Origin of the sequence: Canicola haemoglobinophilus (assembly GCF_002015075.1) — a bacterium.
Taxonomy (GTDB): Bacteria; Pseudomonadota; Gammaproteobacteria; order Enterobacterales; family Pasteurellaceae; genus Canicola; species Canicola haemoglobinophilus.
Genome location: NZ_MUXZ01000010.1, coordinates 33,596 through 56,802, shown reverse-complemented (window position 1 = coordinate 56,802; position 23,207 = coordinate 33,596). Strand labels below are relative to the sequence as shown.

Here is a 23,207-nt window from a genome sequence, read left to right as displayed (position 1 = left end):
TGGTATTCAAGTTTTAAATGGCATATAATTGCCGCTGATTTTAATTTATTTTTATTGAAAGGTATGACTGTGACAACTGAACTTATTGCAAGAGTTATTGAATCAAAAGAAATTATGACCCTTCTTCCTCATCGTTATCCATTTTTATTAGTGGATCGTGTAACTGACTATGAAGAAGGAAAATGGTTAACTGCAATTAAAAATGTTAGTGTAAATGAACCTTGTTTTACTGGGCATTTTCCTGAACAACCGATTTTACCTGGTGTGTTAATTTTAGAGGCCTTAGCTCAGGCAATGGGAATTTTAGCGTTCAAAACCCATGAGTTAAATAATGAAGAATTATTTTATTTTGCTGGAATTGATGAGGCTCGTTTTAAGCGCCCTATTTTACCGGGAGATCAAATGATGTTAAAAGTGGAAGTCATTAAAGAGCGTCGTGGTATTACTGCTTTTACTGGCGTGGCGAGTGTTAATGGCGAAGTAGCTTGTGAAGCTAAATTAATGTGTGCCCGTAGATAATTAAGGAGCAAAAATGATTCATCCGAGTGCAAAAATTCATCCTTCCTCTATTATCGAAGAAGGCGCTAAAATTGGCGAAAATGTTGTGATTGGACCTTTCTGTATCGTGGGTAGTGATGTAGAAATTGGCAAGGGCACTATTTTAAATTCTCATGTTGTGGTAAAAGGTGTGACCACCATTGGCGAAGATAACCAAATTTTCCAATTTGCTAGTATTGGCGAAGTGAACCAAGACCTTAAGTATCAAGGCGAGCCAACTAAAACTATTATTGGTCATCGTAATCGTATTCGTGAAAGTGTGACTATTCATCGTGGTACTGTGCAAGGTGGTGGCGTAACTCGTGTTGGCGATGATAACTTGTTTATGATCAATGCCCATATTGCCCATGATTGTCGAGTAGGAAATCGTTGTATTTTAGCGAATAATGCGACCTTAGCAGGACATGTGGAATTAGATGATTTTGTCATTGTTGGCGGAATGTCAGCTATCCATCAATTTGTAATTATCGGCGCTCATGTGATGTTGGGTGGCGGTTCTATGGTAAGCCAAGATGTACCTCCTTATGTTATAGCGCAAGGCAATCATGCTCGTCCTTTCGGAGTTAACATTGAAGGTTTAAAACGTCGTGGTTTTGATAAGCCGACATTGCATGCAATTCGTAATGTGTATAAATTAATTTATCGTAGTGGCAAAACCCTGGATGAAGTCCTTCCGGAAATTGAAAACTATGCACAAACCGAAGGTGCGATTAGTTTCTTCCTTGATTTCTTCAAACGCTCAACTCGTGGCATTATCCGTTAATGCATAGCTTACATACTGAAATAAAATAGGAATGAACCGCACTTTTCTATAAGTGCGGTTATTTTTTATGGTGTTTTTATGATAGAGAAAAAAAATCTAACGATTGGCATTGTAGCTGGCGAAGTTTCTGGTGATATTCTTGGCGCAGGACTTATTCGAGCGTTAAAAATGCAATATCCACAGGCTCGTTTTATTGGGATTGCGGGTAAAAATATGTTAGCTGAAGGTTGTGAAACCTTGGTTGATATGGAAGAAATTGCGGTAATGGGGCTTGCCGAAATCGTTAAACATTTACCCCGTTTGCTCAAAATTCGCAGCCAAACAGTGCAACATTTATTAGAGATTCAACCTGATATTTTTATTGGTATTGATGCCCCTGAATTTAATTTATATGTAGAAGAAAAACTGAAGGCACAAGGGATTAAAACCATTCATTATGTGAGCCCTTCGGTATGGGCTTGGCGACAAAATCGCATTCATAAAATTGCTCGAGCAACGGATTTAGTGTTAGCTTTTCTTCCTTTTGAAAAAGCCTTTTATGATCGCTTTAATGTGCCTTGTCGTTTTGTTGGGCATACCATGGCGGATGCCATTGATTTACAACCTGATCGCCTAACAGCTTGCCAACAGCTTAATTTAGATCCCCAAAATCGTTATGTTGCTATTTTAGCGGGCAGTCGAAGTTCTGAAGTGGAATTTCTAACTGAACCATTTTTGCAAACTGCAGAATTAATTAAACAGAATTTCCCTGACGTGCAATTTTTAGTACCCTTGGTAAATGAAAAACGGCGTAAACAATTTGAGCAAATTAAGGCAAAAATTGCACCGCACTTAGACCTTATTTTTTTACAAGGACAAGCTCGCCAAGCAATGATTGTAGCAGAGGCTACGTTACTTGCTTCAGGTACAGCTGCTTTAGAATGTATGTTATGTAAGTCGCCGATGGTGGTAGGTTATAAAATGAAACCTTTTACTTATTTTCTGGCGAAACGCTTGGTGAAAACCAAATATATTTCTCTCCCCAATCTATTAGCAGATGAGATGTTAGTGCCTGAAATGATCCAAGAGGATTGCAGTCCTGAAAAATTAGCAGAAAAATTGTCTGTTTATTTGCAACAAACGGAAAGTGCGGTGCAAAATCGACAAGATTTAATTCAGCGATTTACCCAATTACATCAATTAATTCGCTGTGATGCTGACAAACAAGCGGCACAAGCCGTGATTGATTTATTAAATAATGAGGCATAAATGATGAGTGAGTTTGTTTATCCAAATGTCGAGCTTATTGCGGGTGTTGATGAAGTAGGGCGTGGTCCTTTAGTGGGGGCCGTTGTCACCGCAGCGGTAATTTTAGATCCTAACAATCCCATTGAAGGTTTGGCGGACAGCAAAAAATTATCGGAAAAAAAACGTTTATTATTAGCCGAAGAAATTAAACAAAAGGCTCTGGCTTGGGCGTTAGGTCGTGCGGAACCTGAAGAAATTGATGAGTTAAATATTTTGCATGCTACTATGTTAGCCATGCAAAGAGCGGTCGAAAATCTGAAAATTCAACCGCACTTTGTGTTAGTTGATGGTAACCGAATTCCGCAGTTACCTATGCCAGCACAGGCGGTGGTTAAAGGCGATAGCTTAGTAGCGGAAATTAGTGCAGCTTCAATTTTAGCCAAAGTTGCCAGAGATCAAGAAATGGCGGAGTTGGATAAGCTTTATCCACAATATGCCTTCGCTCAACACAAAGGTTATCCAACGAAATTGCATTTAGAAAAGTTAGCCGAATTTGGTGTTTTGCCTCAGCACCGCCGTAGTTTTGCACCTGTACGTAAACTTTGTCATGAAATCTAAGGAGAAAAAATGAGCATTTATAGCTTAAAACCTAAATTTCAGAATTTATTAAGACCAACGGTCATCAAGCTTGAAGCCAAAGGTATTACGGCAAACCAAGTGACTTTAGCTGCTTGTGGTGTTTCAGTTTTATTAGGTATCTTTCTCACCGCACTTGCTCAGGTAAATTGGCTATTTATCCTTATTCCGATTTGGTTATTTTTACGCATGGCTCTTAATGCTATCGATGGTATGTTGGCAAGGGAGTTTAACCAGAAATCAGCTTTGGGCGGCTATTTGAATGAAGTGACTGATGTGGTATCTGATGCCGCTTTATATTTGCCTTTCGCTTTAGTTTTACCTTTTGATAGCTTACAAATTGGTTTGATTATTTGGTTAGCCGCATTAACGGAACTTTGTGGTGTATTAGGGCAAGTTCAGGCTACAACACGCCGTTATGATGGTCCTATGGGAAAAAGTGATAGAGCCTTTTTATTTGGTGTTTTAGGCTTGTATTATTGTTTTAATCCTGAGTTACCTTCTTGGCTATATTGGGCTGCTTGGTTATTGATTTTATTATTAGTTTTGACCTGTGTTCAGCGTGTTCGTAAAGGCTTACATGAAATCAAGGCTGAACAGGATAATCAAAAAACTGAGCCAAAACAGACCGCACTTGATACTGAATGTGATAAAACCGAATTTGAAAAAGAGGAAGCCTAATATGCTGGCTAAATTAATCGACTTTTTATTATGTCGTTTTACTTCTTTTATTACCGGAGTTCGCCCGCAAAAAAGAATTGAACAACAGCAAGCCAATCAACACCGTTTATATTATGCCAATCATAATAGCCATGGAGATTTTATTTTATTATGGGTTTCTTTGCCTTATGAAGTGCGTAAAAATACGCGTCCCGTTGCTGGTGCAGATTATTGGAATAAAGGTAAAATTCGCCGTTTCTTAGCTCATAAAGTGTTCAATATGCTGTTAATTGAGCGAGGAGGCGATAATCCACAAAAAGTCACTGAGCAACTTAGCGAAGCCTTAAAACAGAGTTCATTGATTATTTTTCCAGAAGGAACTCGCAAAACCAATGATGATTTGCCATTACAGCCGTTTAAGAGCGGTTTATTTTATTTGGCTCAGCAAAATCCTCAGCTAGAATTAGTGCCAATTTGGATTACCAATATGCACAATGTTCTGCCAAAAGGCTTTATCCTACCAATTCCTCTGTTATGTGAGCTTTATATTGGCGATACTTTGATCTATCAAGCTGATGAAGATAAAGCGGCATTTTTAGCGCGTGCAGAGCAAGCCTTATTAGCATTAAATCCAAAATCTCAGGAGGCGTAATATGGAAATTTGGCAACTCTTTTGGGGACTTATATTTACCTTAGTTATCGCTTCAAGTATTGGTTATGGGCTGAAATGGAAAGTAGGTTTTAGCACGCCACATAGTGTTATTGATAATCTGAATGCTCGTATTAATGCTTGGTGGGTGATGATTTTAATCATTTTCGCTGCGGCATTTATAGGCTTTTATGGCATATTAGCTTTATTTTTTGTGATCTCTTTTATGGCATTGCGTGAATTTTTATCGTTAATTTATATCCGCCGAGGAGATCATCTAGCATTAGCAGCCTGTTTTTATCTGATCCTACCAATTCAATATTATTTTATTGCTATAGATTGGTTTAGTATGTTCAGTATTTTCATTCCAGTATATGCTTTTTTATTTTTACCAATTCTATCCGCACTTTTAGGCGATACGGCAAAATTTTTAGATCGCTCCACTAAAGTGCAATGGGCAATTATGATTTCGGTGTTCTGTATTTCACATATTCCGGCTGTACTTACCTTAGATATTGCGGGCTTTGAAGGAAAAAATTTACTCTTAATGATTTTCCTTATCTTAATTGTACAGGCAAGCGATGTGTTGCAATATGTTTGGGGTAAACTGCTCGGCAAACATAAAATAGCCCCTAGTTTATCTCCATCAAAAACCGTAGAAGGATTTGTTGGTGGCGTATTTAGTGCAAGTGTCCTCGGTGGATTATTATTTTGGCTTACGCCATTTAGTCCTGTGCAAGCTATTTTAATTAGCTTGGTTATTTGTCTCATGGGCTTTTTAGGTGGATTAGTGATGTCGGCGATTAAACGCAGTATGGGGGTAAAAGATTGGGGAAATATGATCAGTGGTCATGGCGGAATGTTAGATCGTATGGATAGCCTTTGTTTTGCTGCGCCGATTTTCTTTCATCTAGTTCGCTATTATTGGGTTTAACTTTATTGAATAATGAGTATGAATGATCTAATCACTTTATCTTGGCAATCTCCATTGCTATGGACATTAGCACTGCTTGTGAGTGCAATTATTTTGTTTATCCAAAATAAATTGCGGATGGACATCATAGCCCTGCTCGTGATGTTGGCTTTTAGTTTGAGTGGTATTCTCACTACGCAAGAAATTTTTGCTGGATTTAGCGATCCCAATATTATTTTAATTGCCTTGCTTTTCATTGTTGGCGAGGGATTGGTTCGCACCGGCGTTGCCTATCAAGTAAGCGAATGGTTAATGAAAGTGGCTAACAATAGTGAAACCAAAGTGATGATTTTACTCATGTTAGCCGTGGCTGGCTTAGGCGCTTTTATGAGTTCTACCGGCGTAGTGGCTATTTTTATTCCTGTTGTGTTGGCGATTTGTCAGCAAATGCAAATATCGCCCAAAGCACTAATGATGCCCTTAAGTATTGCCGGCTTAATTAGTGGCATGATGACGTTGATCGCAACAGCACCAAACCTTGTGGTGAATGCTGAATTAGTACGTACTGGTGCGGGGCGATTTAGCTTCTTTTCCTTCACTCCCATAGGCTTGATGATTTTAGGCTTAGGCATTGTTTATATGTTGATCGCTCGCCGTTGGTTATCAAGTGCGGTCAAAAATGAGGACGAAATTGTTAACCGCCATTCTATTCAAGATTTGATAGACAGCTATCATTTACATGAACGCATTAAGCGTTTTGTGGTGCTAGCGGATTCGGATTTTATTGGCAAAAATGTTGAAGATTTACATTTACGTTCTGATGCTGGTTTAAACATTCTTGCGATTGAACGTTGGAAAAGATTTCGCCCTGTTTTTATGGCTGCATCTTTGGGTAAACTCGAAATTCGACAAAAAGATATTTTGATGATTGATATTTCCAATCCTGAATTGGATTTAGCAGAGTTTTGCCAACAACATAATCTAGGTCCTGCAGAAATTAGAAATGCCAACTTTAATGAGCAAACAAAATCTATTGGTATGGCAGAAATTACCCCTATTCCAGATGCTTCGGCAATCGGTAAAAGTGCGGTGGAATTGCGTTTTAGATCTCATTATGGCTTAAATATTATCGGCATCAAGCGAGGTGAAGAACTATTACAAGGAAATTTAGCCGAAGAAACTTTAAAGCTGGGGGATTTATTACTGGTTGTAGGCGATTGGAAATTGATTCAACAACTCAGAGATAAAACCAAGTCCTTTTTTATTTTAAATTATCCTACTGAAGTGGAAAAAGCCGTTCCTGCCCGCAGTCAGTCTTGGCATGCTATTTTTTCCATTGCTCTAATGGTGGGTTTGATGGTTTCGGGCATTGTGCCTAATGTGATAGCCGCCCTAATTGCCTGTTTATTATTAGGAAAATTCCGTTGTGTTGATGCCAAAAGTGCTTATGCTTCAATTCATTGGTCAAGTCTAATTTTGATTATTGGCATGATGCCTTTTTCTATTGCTTTACAAAAAACGGGCGGTGTCGATTTAATCGTAGATTTTATGATCCAAACAGTAGGCAAAATGGGTAAACATTGGATGCTAATTAGCTTATTTATGCTATGTGCGGTGGTAGGATTATTTATTTCTAATACGGCAACCGCTATTCTAATGGCACCTATTGCTATTAGTATGGCACAGCATCTCCAGCTCTCTCCAGTGCCTTTTGCTATGACAGTGGCTATAGCCTCCTCGGCTGCTTTTATGACCCCGATTTCTAGCCCTGTTAATACCATGGTGCTAGGCCCTGGCGGATACCGTTTTGCTGACTTTGTTAAAATTGGTGTTCCTTTCACTATTTTAGTGATGTTGGCAACAGTCTTTGCTGTGCCTTGGCTCTTTCCATTTTAGTGTTAAACAAAAATAAGGAATATTATGACCGCTCTTTTCGATAAAAAATTAAAAATTGGCTTAGTTTCTGTTTCAGATCGTGCATCACAAGGTATTTATCAGGATCAAGGCATTCCTGAGTTACAAAAATGGTTGGAAAATGCCTTGGTTGATGAATTTGAATTAGAAACTCGCTTAATTCCAGATGAACAATCACAAATTGAACGAACTTTGATTGAATTAGTGGATGATTGTCATTGCCATTTGGTGTTAACCACAGGTGGAACGGGGCCAGCTAAACGAGATGTAACCCCTGATGCAACCTTGGCGATTGCAGATCGTGAAATGCCCGGTTTTGGCGAGCAAATGCGTCAAGTGAGTTTACATTTTGTACCTACCGCCATTTTATCTCGTCAAGTAGGCGTTATTCGCAAAAATAGCCTTATTTTGAATTTACCAGGGCAGCCTAAGGCAATTAAAGAAACCTTAGAAGGCGTTAAAGATGAAAATGGTCAGGTTTTGGTAAAAGGGATTTTCAGTGCAGTTCCTTATTGCTTGCAATTGATTGATGGAATTTATATTGATACAAATCCGAGTGTCATTGAAAGTTTTAGACCGAAATCTGCTAGACGCACTTCATAGTTGAATTATTGAATAAACAAAAGTGCGGTGCTTTTTTACTTTGTTTTAAGGAAATCAAAATGAAAAAAATTGAAGCTATTATTAAACCTTTTAAATTAGATGATGTGCGTGAAAGTTTGTCTGATATTGGCATTATGGGGATGACTGTAACCGAAGTACGTGGTTTTGGACGCCAAAAAGGACACACCGAACTTTATCGAGGTGCGGAATATATGGTGGATTTTCTACCTAAAGTCAAAATGGAAATTATTGTGCCAGATGAAATTGTTGAGCAATGTATTGAAACTATTATTGAGACCGCACAGACTGGTAAAATCGGCGATGGTAAAATCTTTGTGTATGATGTAGAGCGAGTGATCCGTATTCGTACTGGCGAAGAAAATGAGGAAGCGCTTTAATGTCAGAAAAAAATTCATCGCTAATTCGCATGTTAGTTGCTTGTGCGGCTATTGTCGTTATTTTAGGCGGAATTAAGTTGGCGAGCGAAGTTGTAGTGCCATTTTTGTTATCTTTATTTATTGCGATTATTTGCTCACCTGTAGTCAATTTTATGACAAAACGTAAGGTACCTCATTGGTTAGCTATTACTTTGCTTTTTGTTTTGATTTTAGTGTTATTTTCTTTCTTAGCAGGATTAATTAACAGCACAGTTCGGGAATTTACCCAATCTATCCCTCAATATAAGATTTTATTATCACAAAGGTTAAATGATCTGTTGGCGTTTGCACACCGTTTTAACCTCCCTATATCCATTCCTACGGACAGTATAAATGATGATTTTGATCCTAGCGTTATAATGAATTTTGTGAGCCGTCTTTTATTGAGTTTTTCAGGGGTTGTGACGAATATTTTTGTGCTGATTTTAGTTGTGAGTTTTATGCTTGCCGAAGCACCAACGATGAAACAAAAACTTACGAGATTAATCGTGATTGAAAGTTCTGTAACGCAGAAAAATTATATTGAACGTATTTTGCAAGGTGTTATTGGCTATTTAGGTGTTAAAACGATTACTAGCTTGATCACTGGTATAAGCATTTACTTTGTTTTGTCTATTCTTAATATTCAGTATGCAATTTTATGGGCAACATTAGTCTTTTTACTGAACTACATTCCTAATATTGGCTCAATCATTGCGGCTATTCCTATTATTGTACAAAGTTTTTTATTAAATGGTTTTATCACTGGATTTGCGGTCAGTATCGCAGTAATTTTGATAAATACTGTTGTGGGCAATGTTTTAGAGCCTAAGATGATGGGAAGAAGATTAGGACTTTCAACATTAATTGTCTTCTTATCACTTTTGTTTTGGGGATGGCTATTAGGAACCGTGGGGATGTTACTTTCTGTTCCTTTAACAATGGTCTTGAAAATCGTCCTAGAGGCGAGCCCGAACACCATAAAATATGCTGAGTTATTAGGGGATGTAAGCGATATTCAACATTCTAAAGAGTAATTTCATGTTGTGGCAGTGCTAGCTTAAGAAATGGCAAGTTTGGCGTCTAATAATTGCAGAGTAAGTTAGTACTGCGCTCATAGCAAATCATACAAGTTAATAGCATAAGTTTTTATTTAAGTAATTGAAAATGTGGAAAAAAGCACTTTTAAAATTAATCTTTTTCTTGTGGCATAAAAATAGCAGATAATATTGCTGGAACAACGAAAGCCCACAGCAAAGAATAACCCCAAGATAGTTCTAATATAACATAACAACCTATCCCGATTGATAGCATTAAAAACACCATAAAATTTTCAACGATTTGTTTTATATCTGGATTTGCTTGTAAAAATTGTCTGAAAGTACGAATAGAATGTTGAGCAAATAACCCTCTTTGATATAACTCTAAAAGGCTTCTTATAACAGCAAGAAGTATTACAATGGCGCCAGCAAATAATCCAATAATGCAAGAGAGAGCTAAAATTCCTATACCGGCAATAAACATTATTCCCAAAACAATAAAAATTAAATCAATCATTATTCCCTCCTTTTGATGAAAAAATATATTCTTTTCTTATTCTCTATATCAATATGGGGTTGTTTTTACTATATGTAATTGAGAGTCATCTAACAATCTACGAACGTCAAGCAGGGCAATGCGACTAAAGGTGTTACAGAAACTGCAAATACAAGCATATTTACCCCCTTAGTTGATAATTAAAACATAACAAACCAACACCGCACTTTCAATGACTTTTGGAAAAGTGTGGTCCAAAAAAGGAAGAATTAAAGCACAGAGCATGTTCAAAAAAATTAGCCAAGCCAAACACATGAAACTCCGTTACCAAAAAGAAGGCATTGAACTCGGCTTTAGTGGCAATACCGCCTATATCGCCAATATTCATCAGTACGGCTTAAAAACAAGAGTAGAACGGAATAAAGAACATAAAGTGCAATACGCCCAGCATGAACTACTGGGCTTTATAGAACAAGATAGGGATTTGTGATTAAAGCGTTGATGATGGCTAGAAACAGAAATAGTAAATAAGTGCAATAAGAATAGCCGCACCCAAACCCCATTCAAGACTAAATTGATAATCAAGCTGTTCACTAGCGTGATAACGCCCAGATTTCTTTTGAATAACCATTAAAACAGTATCAAAAAGTAACATTAAAGGGTTTAATGCAAAAGTGAATAATACACAACATATCCCAACAAGAATTGAGAGCAAAATAAGAGAAACAAGCGAAGAACTTAGAAAATAACTTATAGATAAGTTTTCCCAGCTCATATTTAGTGAAATGATAAATAAAGTAATGACAGTAAATAGAGCGCTAATTTGTACAAAATGATTAATCCAGAAAGATGTAAAATTTTCAGACTTTAATTCATCGTGTCGCATAAAAAACTCCAATATTGATCTTTGTGTAGATGACAACCTAAATTACAAAATAAGCAATTATCATATTAGATCACAATGGGTTATATATAGTTATTTATCAGATAAGTTTTATGTTGGCACGCCCTATTGGATTCGAACCAATGACCTACGGCTTAGAAGGCCGTTGCTCTATCCAGCTGAGCTAAGGGCGCATTTCAAATGGATACAAAGATTTAAATAGAATGGTCGGCGAGATAGGATTTGAACCTACGACCCACTGGTCCCAAACCAGTTGCGCTACCAAGCTGCGCTACTCGCCGATGGGGTTGCATTATAGTTTTCTTTTATAAACAGTCAATTACTTTTTTATATTTTTTATTCGATTGATTAAATTTATCTCAAATCGACTTACATTTCTTGTATTTTTTTGACAAAATAGCAAACGTTTTCGTGTTCAATAACTCAGGTGATTATTACAGATCAGTTGAGCATCAATATAAGGAAAGAATTAATGTCTGCACAAATTATTTCAGGTACTGAATTATCTAAACAAATTAAATCTAATGTAGCTGAAAAAATTCAACATTATGTTCAACAAGGTAAAAGAGCACCTGGATTAGCGGTTATTTTAGTAGGCGCAGATCCTGCATCTCAAGTTTATGTCGGTAGTAAACATAGAAGTTGTGAGGAACTTGGGATTTATTCAAAATCTTATGATTTACCCACAGAAACTAGTGAGCAAGAATTATTAACCTTAATTGATCAACTTAATCAAGATCCGCAAATTGATGGCATTTTGGTTCAGCTGCCTTTACCGGAACAAATTAATACAACAAAAGTTATTGAACGTATTTCGCCAACAAAAGATGTAGATGGTTTTCACCCATATAATGTTGGACGCTTGTGTCAACGAATTCCAACGTTACGTGCTTGCACACCTTTTGGCGTGATGAAATTGCTCGAAGCTACAGGCGTTGATTTATATGGGCAACATGCAGTAATTGTGGGAGCTTCAAATATTGTTGGGCGTCCAATGGCATTGGAGTTGTTGTTGGCTGGTTGTACAGTAACTGTTACTCATCGCTTTACCAAAGATTTGGAAAGTCATGTTCGCCAAGCTGATATTCTGGTGGTTGCTGTAGGGAAACCACAAATGATCCCTGGTGAATGGATTAAAGAAGGCGCAATTGTGATTGATGTTGGCATTAACCGAGTAGATGGCAAATTAATCGGCGATGTGCAATATGATAAAGCAAGCGAAAAAGCTGGTTTTATTACGCCTGTTCCTGGCGGCGTTGGTCCAATGACGGTGGCTATGTTGATGTTTAATACCTTGGCAGCTTACGAAAGTCATTGTTAATACTAAGGATTTTTTCTTTTCAAGTGCGGTCAGTTTTAGGCTATTTTTTAGTAAATAACTTTTGATCCACATCATCATTCTTTTATATTTTATTTTATCTGTCGAGGTTATTTCACATAAAATGCCCGGCAGATTATTTATTTATCACAAATGGAGATTTGTATGAAAAACATGTTATTGCTCAGTGGATCAAAGTACAAAGATACTGATTATCTTGTTCATTGCCAAGGCTGGCTAAAAGCGTTCTTACAAGCATATGAAGGGAAGAAAATTGCCTTTTTACCTTATGCTGGTGTAAGACAAACCTATGATCAATATGAAGCAAAAGTACAAAAGGCATTATCCTGTCTTAATATGGAAATTATTTCCGTACATCGTGATAAACAACATTCTAAAATTATTGAACAAGCGGATGTTATTGCTATCGGTGGCGGTAATACATTTTGTTTGTTGAAAGCCATGTATGAAAACGATGTATTAGAAATTATTCGTGAAAAAGTGAATGCTGGTACAGCTTACTTTGGCTGGAGCGCTGGTGCAAACGTAGCTGGTGCTTCTATTATGACAACTAACGATATGCCTATTACTTATCCGCCTTCTTTCAATGCACTCAATTTATTTCCTCATCAAATTAACCCGCACTTTATCTCTGGTAAAATGCAAGGCCATAATGGCGAAAGCCGAGAAGAGCGTTTAGCTGAGTTTTTGATTGTAAATCCGCAAGCGCATGTTTATGCCTTGCCAGAAGGAACTGCATTGCATATTGAAGGCGAGCAAGCTACCACTTTAGGCGAAAGCAATATCTTACGTTTTAAAGAAAATATGCAACAGGACGTTATCCCAACAAATTCCACTTTTATTTATTAGGAGTATTACATGCTTGAATTAAAAGCTGTTATTGCCATTATCGGTATTATTGCAACGATTTATTTATTGATTAAAAAGTATGAAACTCGCACTGTGTTAATCGGTGTTGGTTTATTAATGTCCGTATTGACTTTAAATCCAATGGGGGCTTTAGATGCCTTTGCTAAGTCCATGACTTCTGGTGGATTGATTATGGCAATCTGTTCTAGTATGGGTTTTGCTTATGTAATGAAATATACCGAGTGTGATACGCACTTAGTCCATATTTTAACTAAGCCATTGAGCGGTTTAAAATTCCTTCTTATTCCAATTGCAACTATTATTACTTTCTTCATCAATATTGCTATTCCTTCTGCGGCTGGTTGCGCTGCAGCAGTAGGGGCAACATTGATCCCAGTATTACGTTCAGCAGGTGTTCGTCCAGCAATGGCAGGTGCGGCAATTTTAGCGGGAACATTCGGCTCAATGATGAGCCCTGGTTCATCACATACCGCAATGATTAGCGAAATGACTGGTTTAAGTATTGCAGAAGTTAACCTTTCTCATGCGCCTTATACTATTGCGGCAGGTGCTATTGGTGCCGCTGTTTTAACTATTCTTGCTATCCTGTTTAAAGATTATGGTGCTGTGCACAGAGAAAGTTATTTAGCAGAAAAACAAGACGCTGAAAATCATTTTAAAAGCGTGAACCCACTTTATGCGTTAGCGCCACTGGTTCCTTTAGTGATCTTAGTGATTGGAGGTACTTCTTTACAACAAACACCAGGTTTAGAATGGACAAAAATGGGCGTACCACAAGCGATGTTAATTGGTGCTATTTATGGCTTGCTAGTTACACGCACTTCTCCAGCAAAAATTACCAACGAATTCTTTAATGGAATGGGTAATTCTTATGCTAATGTTCTAGGAATTATCATTGCAGCTGGTGTTTTTGTGGCTGGATTAAAATCAACAGGTGCAATTGATGCCGCTATTGCCTTTTTGAAATCTTCCAATGAATTTGTACGTTGGGGCGCAACAGTAGGTCCATTCTTAATGGGAATGATCACAGGATCTGGCGACGCCGCAGCAATTGCCTTTAATACAGCAGTAACGCCACATGCCGTAGAACTTGGTTATACTCAACTTAATCTTGGGATGGGAGCGGCTATTGCTGGTGCAATTGGGAGAACAGCTTCGCCTATTGCAGGCGTAACCATTGTATGTGCTGGTATTGCCATGGTTAGCCCGGTTGAAATGATTAAGAGAACTGCACCGGGAATGATCTTAGCAACATTATACCTAGCTTTATTTATGCTTTAATAATTGAACCGCACTTTTAAGTGCGGTTGTTTTTGCGATAATTTTGGAGAAAATTTGTATGACAGTATCACTAGAAAAATTAGTTCAATGGCGCAGAGAATTTCATCGCTTTCCAGAAATTGGCTGGGCAGAATTTTGGACAACAAGTCGAATTGCGGATTATCTTGATGAAATGGGATTTGAGCTCTATTTTGGCAACGATATTATTAATCAAGCATTTGTGCGTGGACGACAAAAAGCCGTTGTAGAACAAGGCTACCAAAATGCTTTAGCGAATAATGCCAATCCTAAATGGCTGGATAAAATGGACGGGTATACTGGCTGTGTTGCAGTACTCGATACAGGAAAACCGGGCAAAACTGTGGCGTTACGTTTCGATATTGACTGTGTCAATGTAACCGAAACAAATGAGCATAAACATATTCCACAAGCAGAAGGTTTTCGCTCTCAAAATGATGGTTTTATGCACGCTTGTGGGCATGATGGGCATATTGCTATTGGTTTAGGCACCGCACTTTGGCTGAGTGAAAACAAGGATAAACTAACAGGTAAGATCAAATTGGTTTTCCAGCCAGCAGAAGAGGGAGTTCGTGGTGCGATTGCCATTGCAAGTAGTGGTATTATTGATGATGCAGATTATTTTGCTTCCTCACATTTAAGTTTCTGTGCAACTTCTGGTTCTATTATTAGTGATTTAAAAAATTTCCTTTCAACCACCAAAATTGATATTCGTTATTATGGTAAGCCAGCTCATGCAGGGGCACATCCGCATTTAGGGCGTAATGCACTTTTAGCAGGTGCTCATGCAGTGACACAGTTGCAATCAATTGCACGCCATGGCGATGGTATGACAAGAATTAATGTAGGCGTATTAAAAGCGGGCGAAGGCCGTAATGTTATTCCTGCTAATGCAACCATTCAGCTTGAAGTGCGGGGCGAAAATAAAGAAATTAATAATTATATGGTGGAACAAGTGATGCAAATTGCTGAGGGCGTTGCTATCAGTTATGGGCTTGATTATGAAACGGAAATCATGGGCGAAGCCGTTGATATGAATAATGATCCTGAATTAGTTCTGCTTGTAGAGGAGATTGCAAAACAACAGCCTCAAGTACAAAATGTTATTCCTAGTTATGCTTTTAATGCGAGTGAAGATGCCACAATTTTGGGGCGACAAATTCAAGATAAAGGCGGTAAAGCCATTTACTTTATTATTGGTGCAGATCGTACTGCTGGGCATCATCAAGCGGAATTTGATTTTGATGAAAAACAACTGGAAACAGGCGTGAATATTTACACTGAATTGGTGAAACGTTTGTTAACTGAATAAAAATTGATAGCCTCTGAATAAGAGGCTATATTTTTGTTATTTTACCGCTACCATTGAACCAAAATTAAAGCATTGGAACCAAAGTTCTACTTGTGAAAAACCCACAGATTTCAACCGCTCTTTATGGATTTCTATGCTATCTATTCTCATCACATTCTCAAGTGCGGTGCGTTTTTGGCTCACTTCTAATTCACTATAACCATTGGCACGCTTGAATTGATGATGTAAATCGATCAGCAAATCATCTACTTTTTTATCTTCAAAACGGAATTTTTCTGATAAAACCAACACACCATTTGGATTAAGTCCTTGATAGATTTTTTCTAATAAGCGCTGACGATCTTGCGGAGGAACGAATTGTAAGGTGAAATTTAAAATCACCATGGAGGCATTTTCAATTTTAATATGACGAATATCATCACATAAAATCTTCACGGGAATATCGCTGTGGTAAGCATTAATATGCTGGCGACAACGTTCTACCATAGGTTGTGAATTATCCACACCAATAATTTTGACATTAGGTTGTTTGATATGGCGGCGCACAGATAAAGTAGCGGCGCCACGAGAACAGCCAAGATCATAAACTTGCGAATTTGCCGTGACAAAACGCTCCGCTAGCATGCCAATTGCGGTAATAATATTGGAATATCCAGGAACAGAGCGTTGTATCATATCAGGGAACACTTCCGCTACATTTTCATCAAAAGTGAAATCGCCTAGTTTTTCAATAGGCGCAGCAAAAATCCGATCTTTATTCATTGTTTTATTCTTCATTTAAAAAAGCGCAAAAAAAAGTGCGGTTATTTTAGAAGAAGTTTAAGGCACACTCAAATAAATTCCCGCTACTCGTTCAATATAAGGGAAGTTTCCGCTATAATTCGCCAGTTAATTTCAACAGTTTTTAGATATAAAGGAAGTTATTATGATGCGTTCTCATTATTGTGGTGCATTAAACCGTAGCCATATTGGACAACAAGTCACATTAAGCGGTTGGGTGCATAAACGTCGCGATTTAGGCGGTTTAATTTTTATTGATATGCGTGATCGTGAAGGTATTGTACAAGTTTGTTTTGATCCAAAATATCAAGAAGCATTGACGGCTGCTGGAGCGTTGCGCAACGAGTTTTGTATCAAAATTGAAGGGGAAGTGATAGCTCGCCCAGATAATCAAATTAATAAAAATATGGCAACTGGCGAAGTCGAAGTTGTGGCAAAAACTTTATCAGTCTACAACGTTTCAGATGTACTCCCTTTAGACTTTAACCAAAATAATACGGAAGAACAGCGTTTAAAATATCGTTATCTTGACTTACGCCGTCCTGAAATGGCACAACGCTTAAAAACGCGTGCGAAAATTACTAGTTTTGTGCGTCGTTATATGGACGAAAATGGTTTCTTGGATATTGAAACCCCAATGCTAACCAAAGCGACACCAGAGGGTGCGCGTGATTATTTAGTACCAAGTCGTGTACACAAGGGCAAATTCTATGCGTTACCACAATCACCACAACTATTTAAACAGTTATTGATGATGTCTGGTTTTGACCGTTATTATCAAATTGTAAAATGTTTCCGTGATGAAGATTTACGTGCAGACCGTCAACCTGAATTTACACAAATCGATGTGGAAACCTCATTTATGACTGCGCCAGAAGTGCGTGAAATCATGGAAAAAATGGTTCATGGCTTATGGTTAGATACCATTGGTGTTGATTTAGGCAAATTCCCAACAATGACTTGGCAAGAAGCAATGGAGCGTTTTGGTTCAGACAAACCAGATTTACGCAATCCATTAGAAATGCAAAGTATTTCTGATTTAGTACGCAATGTCGAATTTAGTGTATTTAAAGAGCCAGCCAATGATCCAGCGGGACGAGTAGCGGTTATTCGCGTGCCAAATGGTGCAACTATTACCCGCAAACAAATTGATGAATATACACAGTTTGTGGGCATTTATGGAGCGAAAGGCTTAGCTTGGATGAAAGTGAATGATCTAAATGCTGGCTTAGAAGGTATCCAAAGCCCTATTGCAAAATTCTTAGATGAAAGCACAGTTAAAGCAATTTTAGACCGCACTTCAGCACAAACTGGCGATATTTTATTCTTTGGTGCGGGCAAATGGCAGACTACCACAGATGCGCTCGGGGCATTACGTTTGAAATTAGGTCGTGATTTAGGTTTAACTCGTTTAGATGAATGGCAACCTCTTTGGGTAATTGATTTCCCTATGTTTGAGCGTGATGAAGAAGGCAACCTTGCGGCAATGCACCATCCATTTACTTCGCCAAAAGAATTTACGCCAGAACAATTAGAGGCAGATCCAACAAGTGCGGTAGCAAATGCTTATGATATGGTCATTAATGGCTATGAAGTTGGCGGTGGTTCTGTGCGTATTTTTGATCCAAAAATGCAACAAACCGTATTCCGTATTTTAGGTATTGATGAAGAACAACAACGTGAGAAATTTGGTTTCTTACTTGATGCATTAAAATTCGGCACACCGCCACACGCTGGCTTAGCATTCGGTTTAGACCGTTTAACTATGTTGTTAACTGGCACTGATAATATTCGTGATGTAATTGCCTTCCCGAAAACCACAGCGGCTGCTTGTTTAATGACGGATGCCCCAAGTGTTGCTAATCCAAAAGCATTAGAGGAATTAGCGATTAAGACAGCAGTTGAAGCTGAATAATCTATATCATTGTAGGGGGAATAATTATTCTCCCTTTTTATTGCTAAGGGCGAAATATATTTCGCCCCTACAAGACCAAGATTAAATCCCGAGAAATTTCTATTAAATCAATGAACTACAAAAATCCCTATTCTGTCTTAATTGTTATTTATGCAGAAAATACAGGCAATGTTTTAATGCTCCAGCGGCAAGATGAAGCGGGTTTTTGGCAATCTGTTACTGGGACGATTGAGTTAGGAGAAACGCCAAGACAAGCGGCAATAAGAGAAGTCAAAGAAGAAGTTGGGATTGATATTGTTGCTGAAAACTTACCGCTCTTTGATTGCCAGAAACAGATAGAATTTGAAATCTTTCCACATTTTCGGTATAAATATGCGCCTGATGTGACTCACTGTATTGAACACTGGTTTTTGTTGCCTTTAGCAGAAGAAAGAGCGGTGGATTTAACGGAACATTTTGCTTATCGATGGCTTTCAGTACAGAATGCAATTAAATTAACTAAATCGCCTAATAATGCGGAGGCGATTAATGAATATAAAAATACAATCATAAAAGGAAAATAAAATGGCAGGACATAGTAAGTGGGCCAATATTAAACACCGTAAAGCAGCACAAGATGCACAACGCGGTAAAATTTTTACAAAATTAATTCGTGAATTAGTAACCGCAGCAAAATTAGGTGGCGGCGATGTTGGCTCAAATCCTCGTTTGCGTGCAGCTGTAGATAAAGCTTTATCTAACAATATGACCCGTGATACTATCAACCGCGCTATCGAGCGTGGTGTCGGTGGTGGTGATGACACCAATATGGAAACCCGAATTTACGAAGGTTATGGTCCGGGTGGAACTGCTGTGATGGTTGAGTGTCTAAGCGACAACGCTAACCGTACAATCTCTCAAGTACGACCAAGCTTTACCAAGTGCGGTGGTAATTTAGGGACAGAAGGCTCGGTTGGGTATTTATTTAGCAAAAAAGGCTTAATTTTAATTGAATCTGCTGATGAAGATGCATTAACAGAGGCCGCTATTGAGTCTGGTGCGGATGATATTCAACCACAAGAAGATGGTAGCTTTGAAATCTATACAGCATGGGAAGATTTAGGTTCAGTAAAAGACGGCATTGAAGCCGCTGGATTTAAAGTAGCTAATGCTGAAGTGACAATGATACCTTCTACAACAGTAGATTTAGATGCAGAAACAGCACCTAAATTATTAAGATTGATCGATATGCTAGAAGATTGCGATGATGTACAAAACGTTTATCATAATGGCGAGATCAGTGATGAAATTGCAGCTTTACTTTAAAAGCTCGCTTTATTTTTAACATAAGGAAACTCTATGAAATTAGTAAAAATGCTCCCTGCAGTTGCAGCAACTTTAATTATTGCAGCTTGTTCAAATGCAGATGCTAACAGTGCCAATGCGACAAAAGCAGCATCAGATGCAATGAAAGTAGCACAATCTACTCCAGCTTTTGAGACAGCAGCATACTTTTGTGATGTAAGTGGTAAGAAAAATAAAGTTGTTTCAGCAACTTACGCATTTGTAGATGGTAAAATTGATACTGCAACAATTACAATTAACCGTAAAGTTGTTGGTCAAGAAATGAAATTAGATCCAAGCTATCAAGATGGCACTAAATTTGTTGAAGGTAACAAAGTATGGTCATTAGAAAGTGGCTTTACTCAAGCAACGGCTTCTAAAGTTGTTCCAATTATGTTCACAGATAACAACCGAATTCTTGCAAGAAACTGTAAAATTGCAAAATAATTTTTAATTTTAAACAAATGGATCTCAAATGAGGTCCATTTATTTTTTTGGAAAATAAAATGTCCATTATTTTAGGAATAGATCCGGGATCTCGTGTAACTGGTTATGGCGTCATCCGTCAAATAGGGCGTAAATTAGAGTATTTAGGCAGTGGCGTTATTCGCACTTCAATAGATGATTTGCCAACTCGCTTAAAACGAATTTATGCCGGTGTCACAGAAATTATTACCCAATTTCACCCTGATGAATTTGCAATCGAACAAGTGTTTATGGCAAAAAATCCTGATTCAGCTTTAAAACTGGGGCAAGCAAGAGGAACTGCTATAGTTGCCGCGGTTAATCAAAATTTACCCATATTTGAATATTCAGCGAGAACGATTAAACAAACAGTAGTGGGAACAGGGGCCGCAGAAAAAGCACAAGTACAAGAAATGGTTGCTCGACTATTGCAATTATCGGATAAGCCACAAGCCGATGCTGCCGACGCCCTAGCTATTGCTATTACCCATGCAAATTCAATTCATCATTCATTACAGATCGCAAATTCAGCTACAATAAAAACGCCTGAAAATATTATCGCACTTTTACGCACTAAATACAGTAGAGGAAGATTTAGATTAAAAGGTTAGAAAGGTTGTGAATGGCGGTGAGAGGGAAATTTTAACCGGCTTATAACTGATTGATTTTAATATAAAAAATATCTTGTTCAGTTTTAAAAGGTAACATAAAAGGGAACATACCTTATAAAAAGGCGCCTTTTTTGTTTGTCATCAGCCTTTGATTATTGATCTATTTTGAGTGATTGGGAATATTCAGAACATAAAAAAACAAGGTTTTATCCTTTCCCTTTGCTTGATAAATTCCAATGCTAACAACGCAACCGAGCCAACAAACACTTTTTTATTCACTTATTCACTTTTTCTTTTTTTTGAATGTAATTAATTGATTTTAAAAGAAAAAAATAAGAGTGAATAAAATAAATTGATTAAAAATTATTCACCTTTTTGCTATTTTTATCACTTATTCACTTTTTAACTTCTTATTCACTCTTTAAAATTCTTTATATATCATGTAGTTAAGTTAAAAAAAGTGAATAGGTGAATAAGTGAATAGAGTTTATTGTCAAGGTTCTGAATAGTGAAAAAAGCGCATAAAAAAAGCCGGTATATGTCCGGCTTTACTGGATTTCTAGGCGTTTCGCCATTTGTTAACAGTGTCATGTTTATTCTTGAATTTTGCGTTTGTGTAGTTATAACCTCCGCCTAATTGTCGGGTTGTGAATGGTTTTTCGCCTATGGTTTTAAATGCTTGGATAACCTCTTTTTTAAAATCTATTGGCTTTAAAATAAATTTACCATCTCGCCCTGTTATATAACAGTAGTATAAATAGCACCAGTAAAAGCGCTCAAAGATTAAAGGGCTTTCATAAGCTGGAACGCCTCGGCTACTGCCTAAAATCAAACAATCATTTGAGGGTTGAGTCATTAATTCAAATTCTTGAATAAATTCTAGAATATGATCGTTTTCTGTTTTCATTTTTAACGCCTCCGCACTTGCTTTTTGTTGCTTTAATGCTTGCTTTGCGTCCTCGGGGTCTTTAAATTCATCATATAGCTTTCTAATAATCCCCCCTAACTCCGCTTGAATTTTTTCGGTGAGCTTGTCATCTCTTGCGCTGTCGTCTATTGCCTTGTAAAAAGGGAATACAATGCGGCGGCGCTCCATTCCGCCCCCGTCATTTTTATAAATTGGCAAGGTATTAGAACATATAGCAATAATAGCGTTTATCCTTGCGCTGAATGTTTTTTTGCCTTTCGGGTTTACGAGAATTTCATCGCCCCCAGAAATTGCTTTTAAAACAGAACTATCGCCAATATATCGCCCTTGGTCGGGTGCATATAGAAAAGTTTTATTTAATAGCATGTCTCGGGTCTTGCTGTCTCTTTGCAAGGTTTCTAAGTCAATCGCTACATGGTTAGCATCGCCTGAAAGCATTTTCGCCACGTTTAAAAAAGTCGATTTACCGCTACCCGGTTCGCCTATAAATTCAAGCGTTAATTGCCAATCACTGCGGTTATTTAAAATCATATATAAAGCGGCTAAAAGCGCTTTTTTCCGCTCTATGCTGTCATTGCTAATAAAATCAAGCCATTTATCAAAGTGCGGTGTCGGTGTCTGCGTTTCTAAATAATCGCAAGGGTTGACCGCTGTAAGGTAATATTCTTTTTTATGCGGTAAAAAAGCCAATGTGCGCTTATTCAAAACGCCATTTTTAAAGGCTAAAAATTGATAATCCATCGCTGTTTTTATTTCATCATCAAATAACGGTAAATCAACGGTTAAACATTTGATCATATTGTTTATAGTTTCAACGCTGCCATAATTCGCATTATATTCCGCAAAAAATGCTTTAATTTCTCGCTGTAGTGCGTTTTCATCCTTAACTTGCCATATTTGCCCATTGTAAAAATAAATAAGCCCTTGAGTTTGATTATAGGCTAACGGTTTCTTCAGCCATTTCAAAAAATAGCCGGCTTTATCGCTTGGGGTTGCTTTTTTGAGTGTGTCCGCATCTAGTTCGATAAGCTCGGGTTCTCCCTCGCTTTCCTGTGAATATTCTTCTCTCAACCGCTCAATATAAGCGCTTAAATCCTCTAAATGTTGCCCTAATAAATCTCTAAGGCTAAAGGCGTTTACTTGCGTATATTTCGCTAAATTCATGCAAATATTGCGCAATAGCTCTTCATTTTCTCTAATGGTGATGCCGTTATTATTGCTTTTAACCTTAAAAAGTCCGCTAGTATCAACTAAACTTGCGCATCTATGTTCATTCGGTAAAAGCGCCAACTTATCCAATTCTTTATAATTCCGTTCATCAATAATAATCGGTAATTCTTTGTATCTGTTCGGGTTCTCTCCGTCGATATTGTCGGCTAATAATATCCAGCCCGCCCCCTGCCCGTTGGTCTTTTCGTCTTTCGGGTTTTTGCGGTAAAAACTCCAAGGATTATCGCCAATTAAAATCAAAATTTCTTGCGCTGGGTGGATATTTTGCTTAATGATTTTATTTAGGTTAGGCGCATTTTTTAGCCTTTTATTCTGTCCGTTCATCATATTAGACCTTTAAAAATTGAGTTATCCGC

At 37.7% G+C, this 23,207-nt stretch carries 25 protein-coding genes and 2 tRNA genes; 21 read left to right on the top strand and 6 right to left on the bottom strand.

Features of this window, described 5'->3' with window-relative positions:
• The first annotated feature begins 63 nt into the window (after positions 1-63).
• The 11 genes from fabZ (at position 64) to B0186_RS04580 (ending at position 9,376) form a co-directional block, all read left to right on the top strand.
• The gene (fabZ, locus tag B0186_RS04630) at positions 64-519 is read left to right on the top strand and encodes a 3-hydroxyacyl-ACP dehydratase FabZ (RefSeq protein ID WP_078218228.1); all 456 of its coding nucleotides are present in this window, start codon (positions 64-66) and stop codon (positions 517-519) included.
• A gap of 13 nt (positions 520-532) precedes the next feature.
• Positions 533-1,321: an acyl-ACP--UDP-N-acetylglucosamine O-acyltransferase gene (gene lpxA, locus B0186_RS04625; protein ID WP_078218227.1), complete on the top strand. Its 789-nt coding sequence runs from the start codon at positions 533-535 to the stop codon at positions 1,319-1,321.
• Positions 1,322-1,399: 78 nt separating this feature from the next.
• Complete coding sequence (gene lpxB / locus B0186_RS04620) at positions 1,400-2,569, top strand: lipid-A-disaccharide synthase (RefSeq protein WP_078218226.1); 1,170 nt, start codon at positions 1,400-1,402, stop codon at positions 2,567-2,569.
• Complete coding sequence (gene rnhB / locus B0186_RS04615; RefSeq protein ID WP_078218225.1) at positions 2,570-3,166, top strand: ribonuclease HII; 597 nt, start codon at positions 2,570-2,572, stop codon at positions 3,164-3,166.
• Between the two features lie 9 nt (positions 3,167-3,175).
• The gene (locus B0186_RS04610; RefSeq protein WP_078218224.1) at positions 3,176-3,865 is read left to right on the top strand and encodes a CDP-alcohol phosphatidyltransferase family protein; all 690 of its coding nucleotides are present in this window, start codon (positions 3,176-3,178) and stop codon (positions 3,863-3,865) included.
• 1 nt (position 3,866) lies between these two features.
• Positions 3,867-4,496 carry a lysophospholipid acyltransferase family protein gene (locus B0186_RS04605; protein ID WP_078218223.1) on the top strand — a complete coding sequence of 210 codons (630 nt, stop codon included), beginning with the start codon at positions 3,867-3,869 and terminating at the stop codon, positions 4,494-4,496.
• A 1-nt stretch (position 4,497) separates the two neighbouring features.
• Positions 4,498-5,427, top strand: coding sequence for a phosphatidate cytidylyltransferase (locus tag B0186_RS04600; protein WP_078218222.1), 930 nt, complete (start codon positions 4,498-4,500; stop codon positions 5,425-5,427).
• A gap of 12 nt (positions 5,428-5,439) precedes the next feature.
• Positions 5,440-7,302 (top strand): SLC13 family permease, encoded by a 1,863-nt coding sequence (locus B0186_RS04595; RefSeq protein WP_078218221.1) that lies wholly within the window; start codon positions 5,440-5,442, stop codon positions 7,300-7,302.
• 24 nt (positions 7,303-7,326) lie between these two features.
• Entirely contained in the window at positions 7,327-7,923 is a 597-nt protein-coding gene (gene mog, locus B0186_RS04590) for a molybdopterin adenylyltransferase (protein ID WP_078218220.1), read from the top strand.
• Between the two features lie 59 nt (positions 7,924-7,982).
• Entirely contained in the window at positions 7,983-8,321 is a 339-nt protein-coding gene (gene glnB, locus B0186_RS04585) for a nitrogen regulatory protein P-II (RefSeq protein ID WP_078218219.1), read from the top strand.
• A complete protein-coding gene (locus tag B0186_RS04580; protein WP_078218218.1) occupies positions 8,321-9,376 on the top strand; it encodes an AI-2E family transporter in 1,056 nt (351 codons plus the stop codon). Before glnB ends, B0186_RS04580 begins: the two co-directional genes overlap by 1 nt.
• 154 nt (positions 9,377-9,530) lie before the next feature.
• On the opposite strand, the gene B0186_RS04575 is transcribed toward B0186_RS04580, so the two are convergent.
• Complete coding sequence (locus B0186_RS04575) at positions 9,531-9,896, bottom strand: hypothetical protein (protein ID WP_078218217.1); 366 nt, start codon at positions 9,894-9,896, stop codon at positions 9,531-9,533.
• A gap of 211 nt (positions 9,897-10,107) precedes the next feature.
• Between B0186_RS04575 and B0186_RS04570 the strand changes: the two genes are divergently transcribed.
• Positions 10,108-10,365: a phage virion morphogenesis protein gene (locus B0186_RS04570; RefSeq protein ID WP_078218216.1), complete on the top strand. Its 258-nt coding sequence runs from the start codon at positions 10,108-10,110 to the stop codon at positions 10,363-10,365.
• An 18-nt stretch (positions 10,366-10,383) separates the two neighbouring features.
• Here B0186_RS04570 and B0186_RS04565 read toward each other — a convergent pair whose 3' ends face one another.
• From B0186_RS04565 to B0186_RS04555, 3 genes are all read right to left on the bottom strand, one after another.
• Positions 10,384-10,761 (bottom strand): hypothetical protein, encoded by a 378-nt coding sequence (locus B0186_RS04565; RefSeq protein WP_078218215.1) that lies wholly within the window; start codon positions 10,759-10,761, stop codon positions 10,384-10,386.
• Positions 10,762-10,875: 114 nt separating this feature from the next.
• A tRNA-Arg gene (locus B0186_RS04560) sits at positions 10,876-10,952 on the bottom strand.
• A gap of 31 nt (positions 10,953-10,983) precedes the next feature.
• A tRNA-Pro gene (locus tag B0186_RS04555) sits at positions 10,984-11,060 on the bottom strand.
• 191 nt (positions 11,061-11,251) lie between these two features.
• On the opposite strand from B0186_RS04555, the gene folD reads away from it, so the two are divergent.
• From folD to B0186_RS04535, 4 genes are all read left to right on the top strand, one after another.
• Positions 11,252-12,100 carry a bifunctional methylenetetrahydrofolate dehydrogenase/methenyltetrahydrofolate cyclohydrolase FolD gene (gene folD / locus B0186_RS04550; protein WP_078218214.1) on the top strand — a complete coding sequence of 283 codons (849 nt, stop codon included), beginning with the start codon at positions 11,252-11,254 and terminating at the stop codon, positions 12,098-12,100.
• A 162-nt stretch (positions 12,101-12,262) separates the two neighbouring features.
• On the top strand, positions 12,263-12,967 hold the full coding sequence (pepE, locus tag B0186_RS04545; RefSeq protein ID WP_078218213.1) for a dipeptidase PepE: 705 nt from the start codon (positions 12,263-12,265) through the stop codon (positions 12,965-12,967).
• A 9-nt stretch (positions 12,968-12,976) separates the two neighbouring features.
• The gene (gene dcuC, locus B0186_RS04540; protein WP_078218212.1) at positions 12,977-14,269 is read left to right on the top strand and encodes a C4-dicarboxylate transporter DcuC; all 1,293 of its coding nucleotides are present in this window, start codon (positions 12,977-12,979) and stop codon (positions 14,267-14,269) included.
• 58 nt (positions 14,270-14,327) lie between these two features.
• On the top strand, positions 14,328-15,599 hold the full coding sequence (locus tag B0186_RS04535; protein WP_078218211.1) for a M20 family metallo-hydrolase: 1,272 nt from the start codon (positions 14,328-14,330) through the stop codon (positions 15,597-15,599).
• Between the two features lie 36 nt (positions 15,600-15,635).
• Here B0186_RS04535 and cmoA read toward each other — a convergent pair whose 3' ends face one another.
• The gene (gene cmoA / locus B0186_RS04530; RefSeq protein ID WP_078218210.1) at positions 15,636-16,361 is read right to left on the bottom strand and encodes a carboxy-S-adenosyl-L-methionine synthase CmoA; all 726 of its coding nucleotides are present in this window, start codon (positions 16,359-16,361) and stop codon (positions 15,636-15,638) included.
• A gap of 163 nt (positions 16,362-16,524) precedes the next feature.
• Here cmoA and aspS point away from each other — a divergent pair, with 163 nt between their 5' ends.
• From aspS to ruvC, 5 genes are all read left to right on the top strand, one after another.
• Complete coding sequence (gene aspS, locus B0186_RS04525; protein WP_078218209.1) at positions 16,525-18,294, top strand: aspartate--tRNA ligase; 1,770 nt, start codon at positions 16,525-16,527, stop codon at positions 18,292-18,294.
• Between the two features lie 110 nt (positions 18,295-18,404).
• A complete protein-coding gene (gene nudB, locus B0186_RS04520) occupies positions 18,405-18,857 on the top strand; it encodes a dihydroneopterin triphosphate diphosphatase (protein WP_078218208.1) in 453 nt (150 codons plus the stop codon).
• A gap of 1 nt (position 18,858) precedes the next feature.
• Entirely contained in the window at positions 18,859-19,599 is a 741-nt protein-coding gene (locus tag B0186_RS04515) for a YebC/PmpR family DNA-binding transcriptional regulator (protein WP_078218207.1), read from the top strand.
• Positions 19,600-19,632: 33 nt separating this feature from the next.
• The gene (locus B0186_RS04510; protein WP_078218206.1) at positions 19,633-20,064 is read left to right on the top strand and encodes a hypothetical protein; all 432 of its coding nucleotides are present in this window, start codon (positions 19,633-19,635) and stop codon (positions 20,062-20,064) included.
• Positions 20,065-20,123: 59 nt separating this feature from the next.
• Positions 20,124-20,693 (top strand): crossover junction endodeoxyribonuclease RuvC, encoded by a 570-nt coding sequence (gene ruvC / locus B0186_RS04505; protein WP_078218205.1) that lies wholly within the window; start codon positions 20,124-20,126, stop codon positions 20,691-20,693.
• A gap of 559 nt (positions 20,694-21,252) precedes the next feature.
• On the opposite strand, the gene B0186_RS04500 is transcribed toward ruvC, so the two are convergent.
• Positions 21,253-23,178, bottom strand: coding sequence for a DNA primase family protein (locus tag B0186_RS04500; protein ID WP_235817176.1), 1,926 nt, complete (start codon positions 23,176-23,178; stop codon positions 21,253-21,255).
• Positions 23,179-23,207 lie beyond the last annotated feature (29 nt).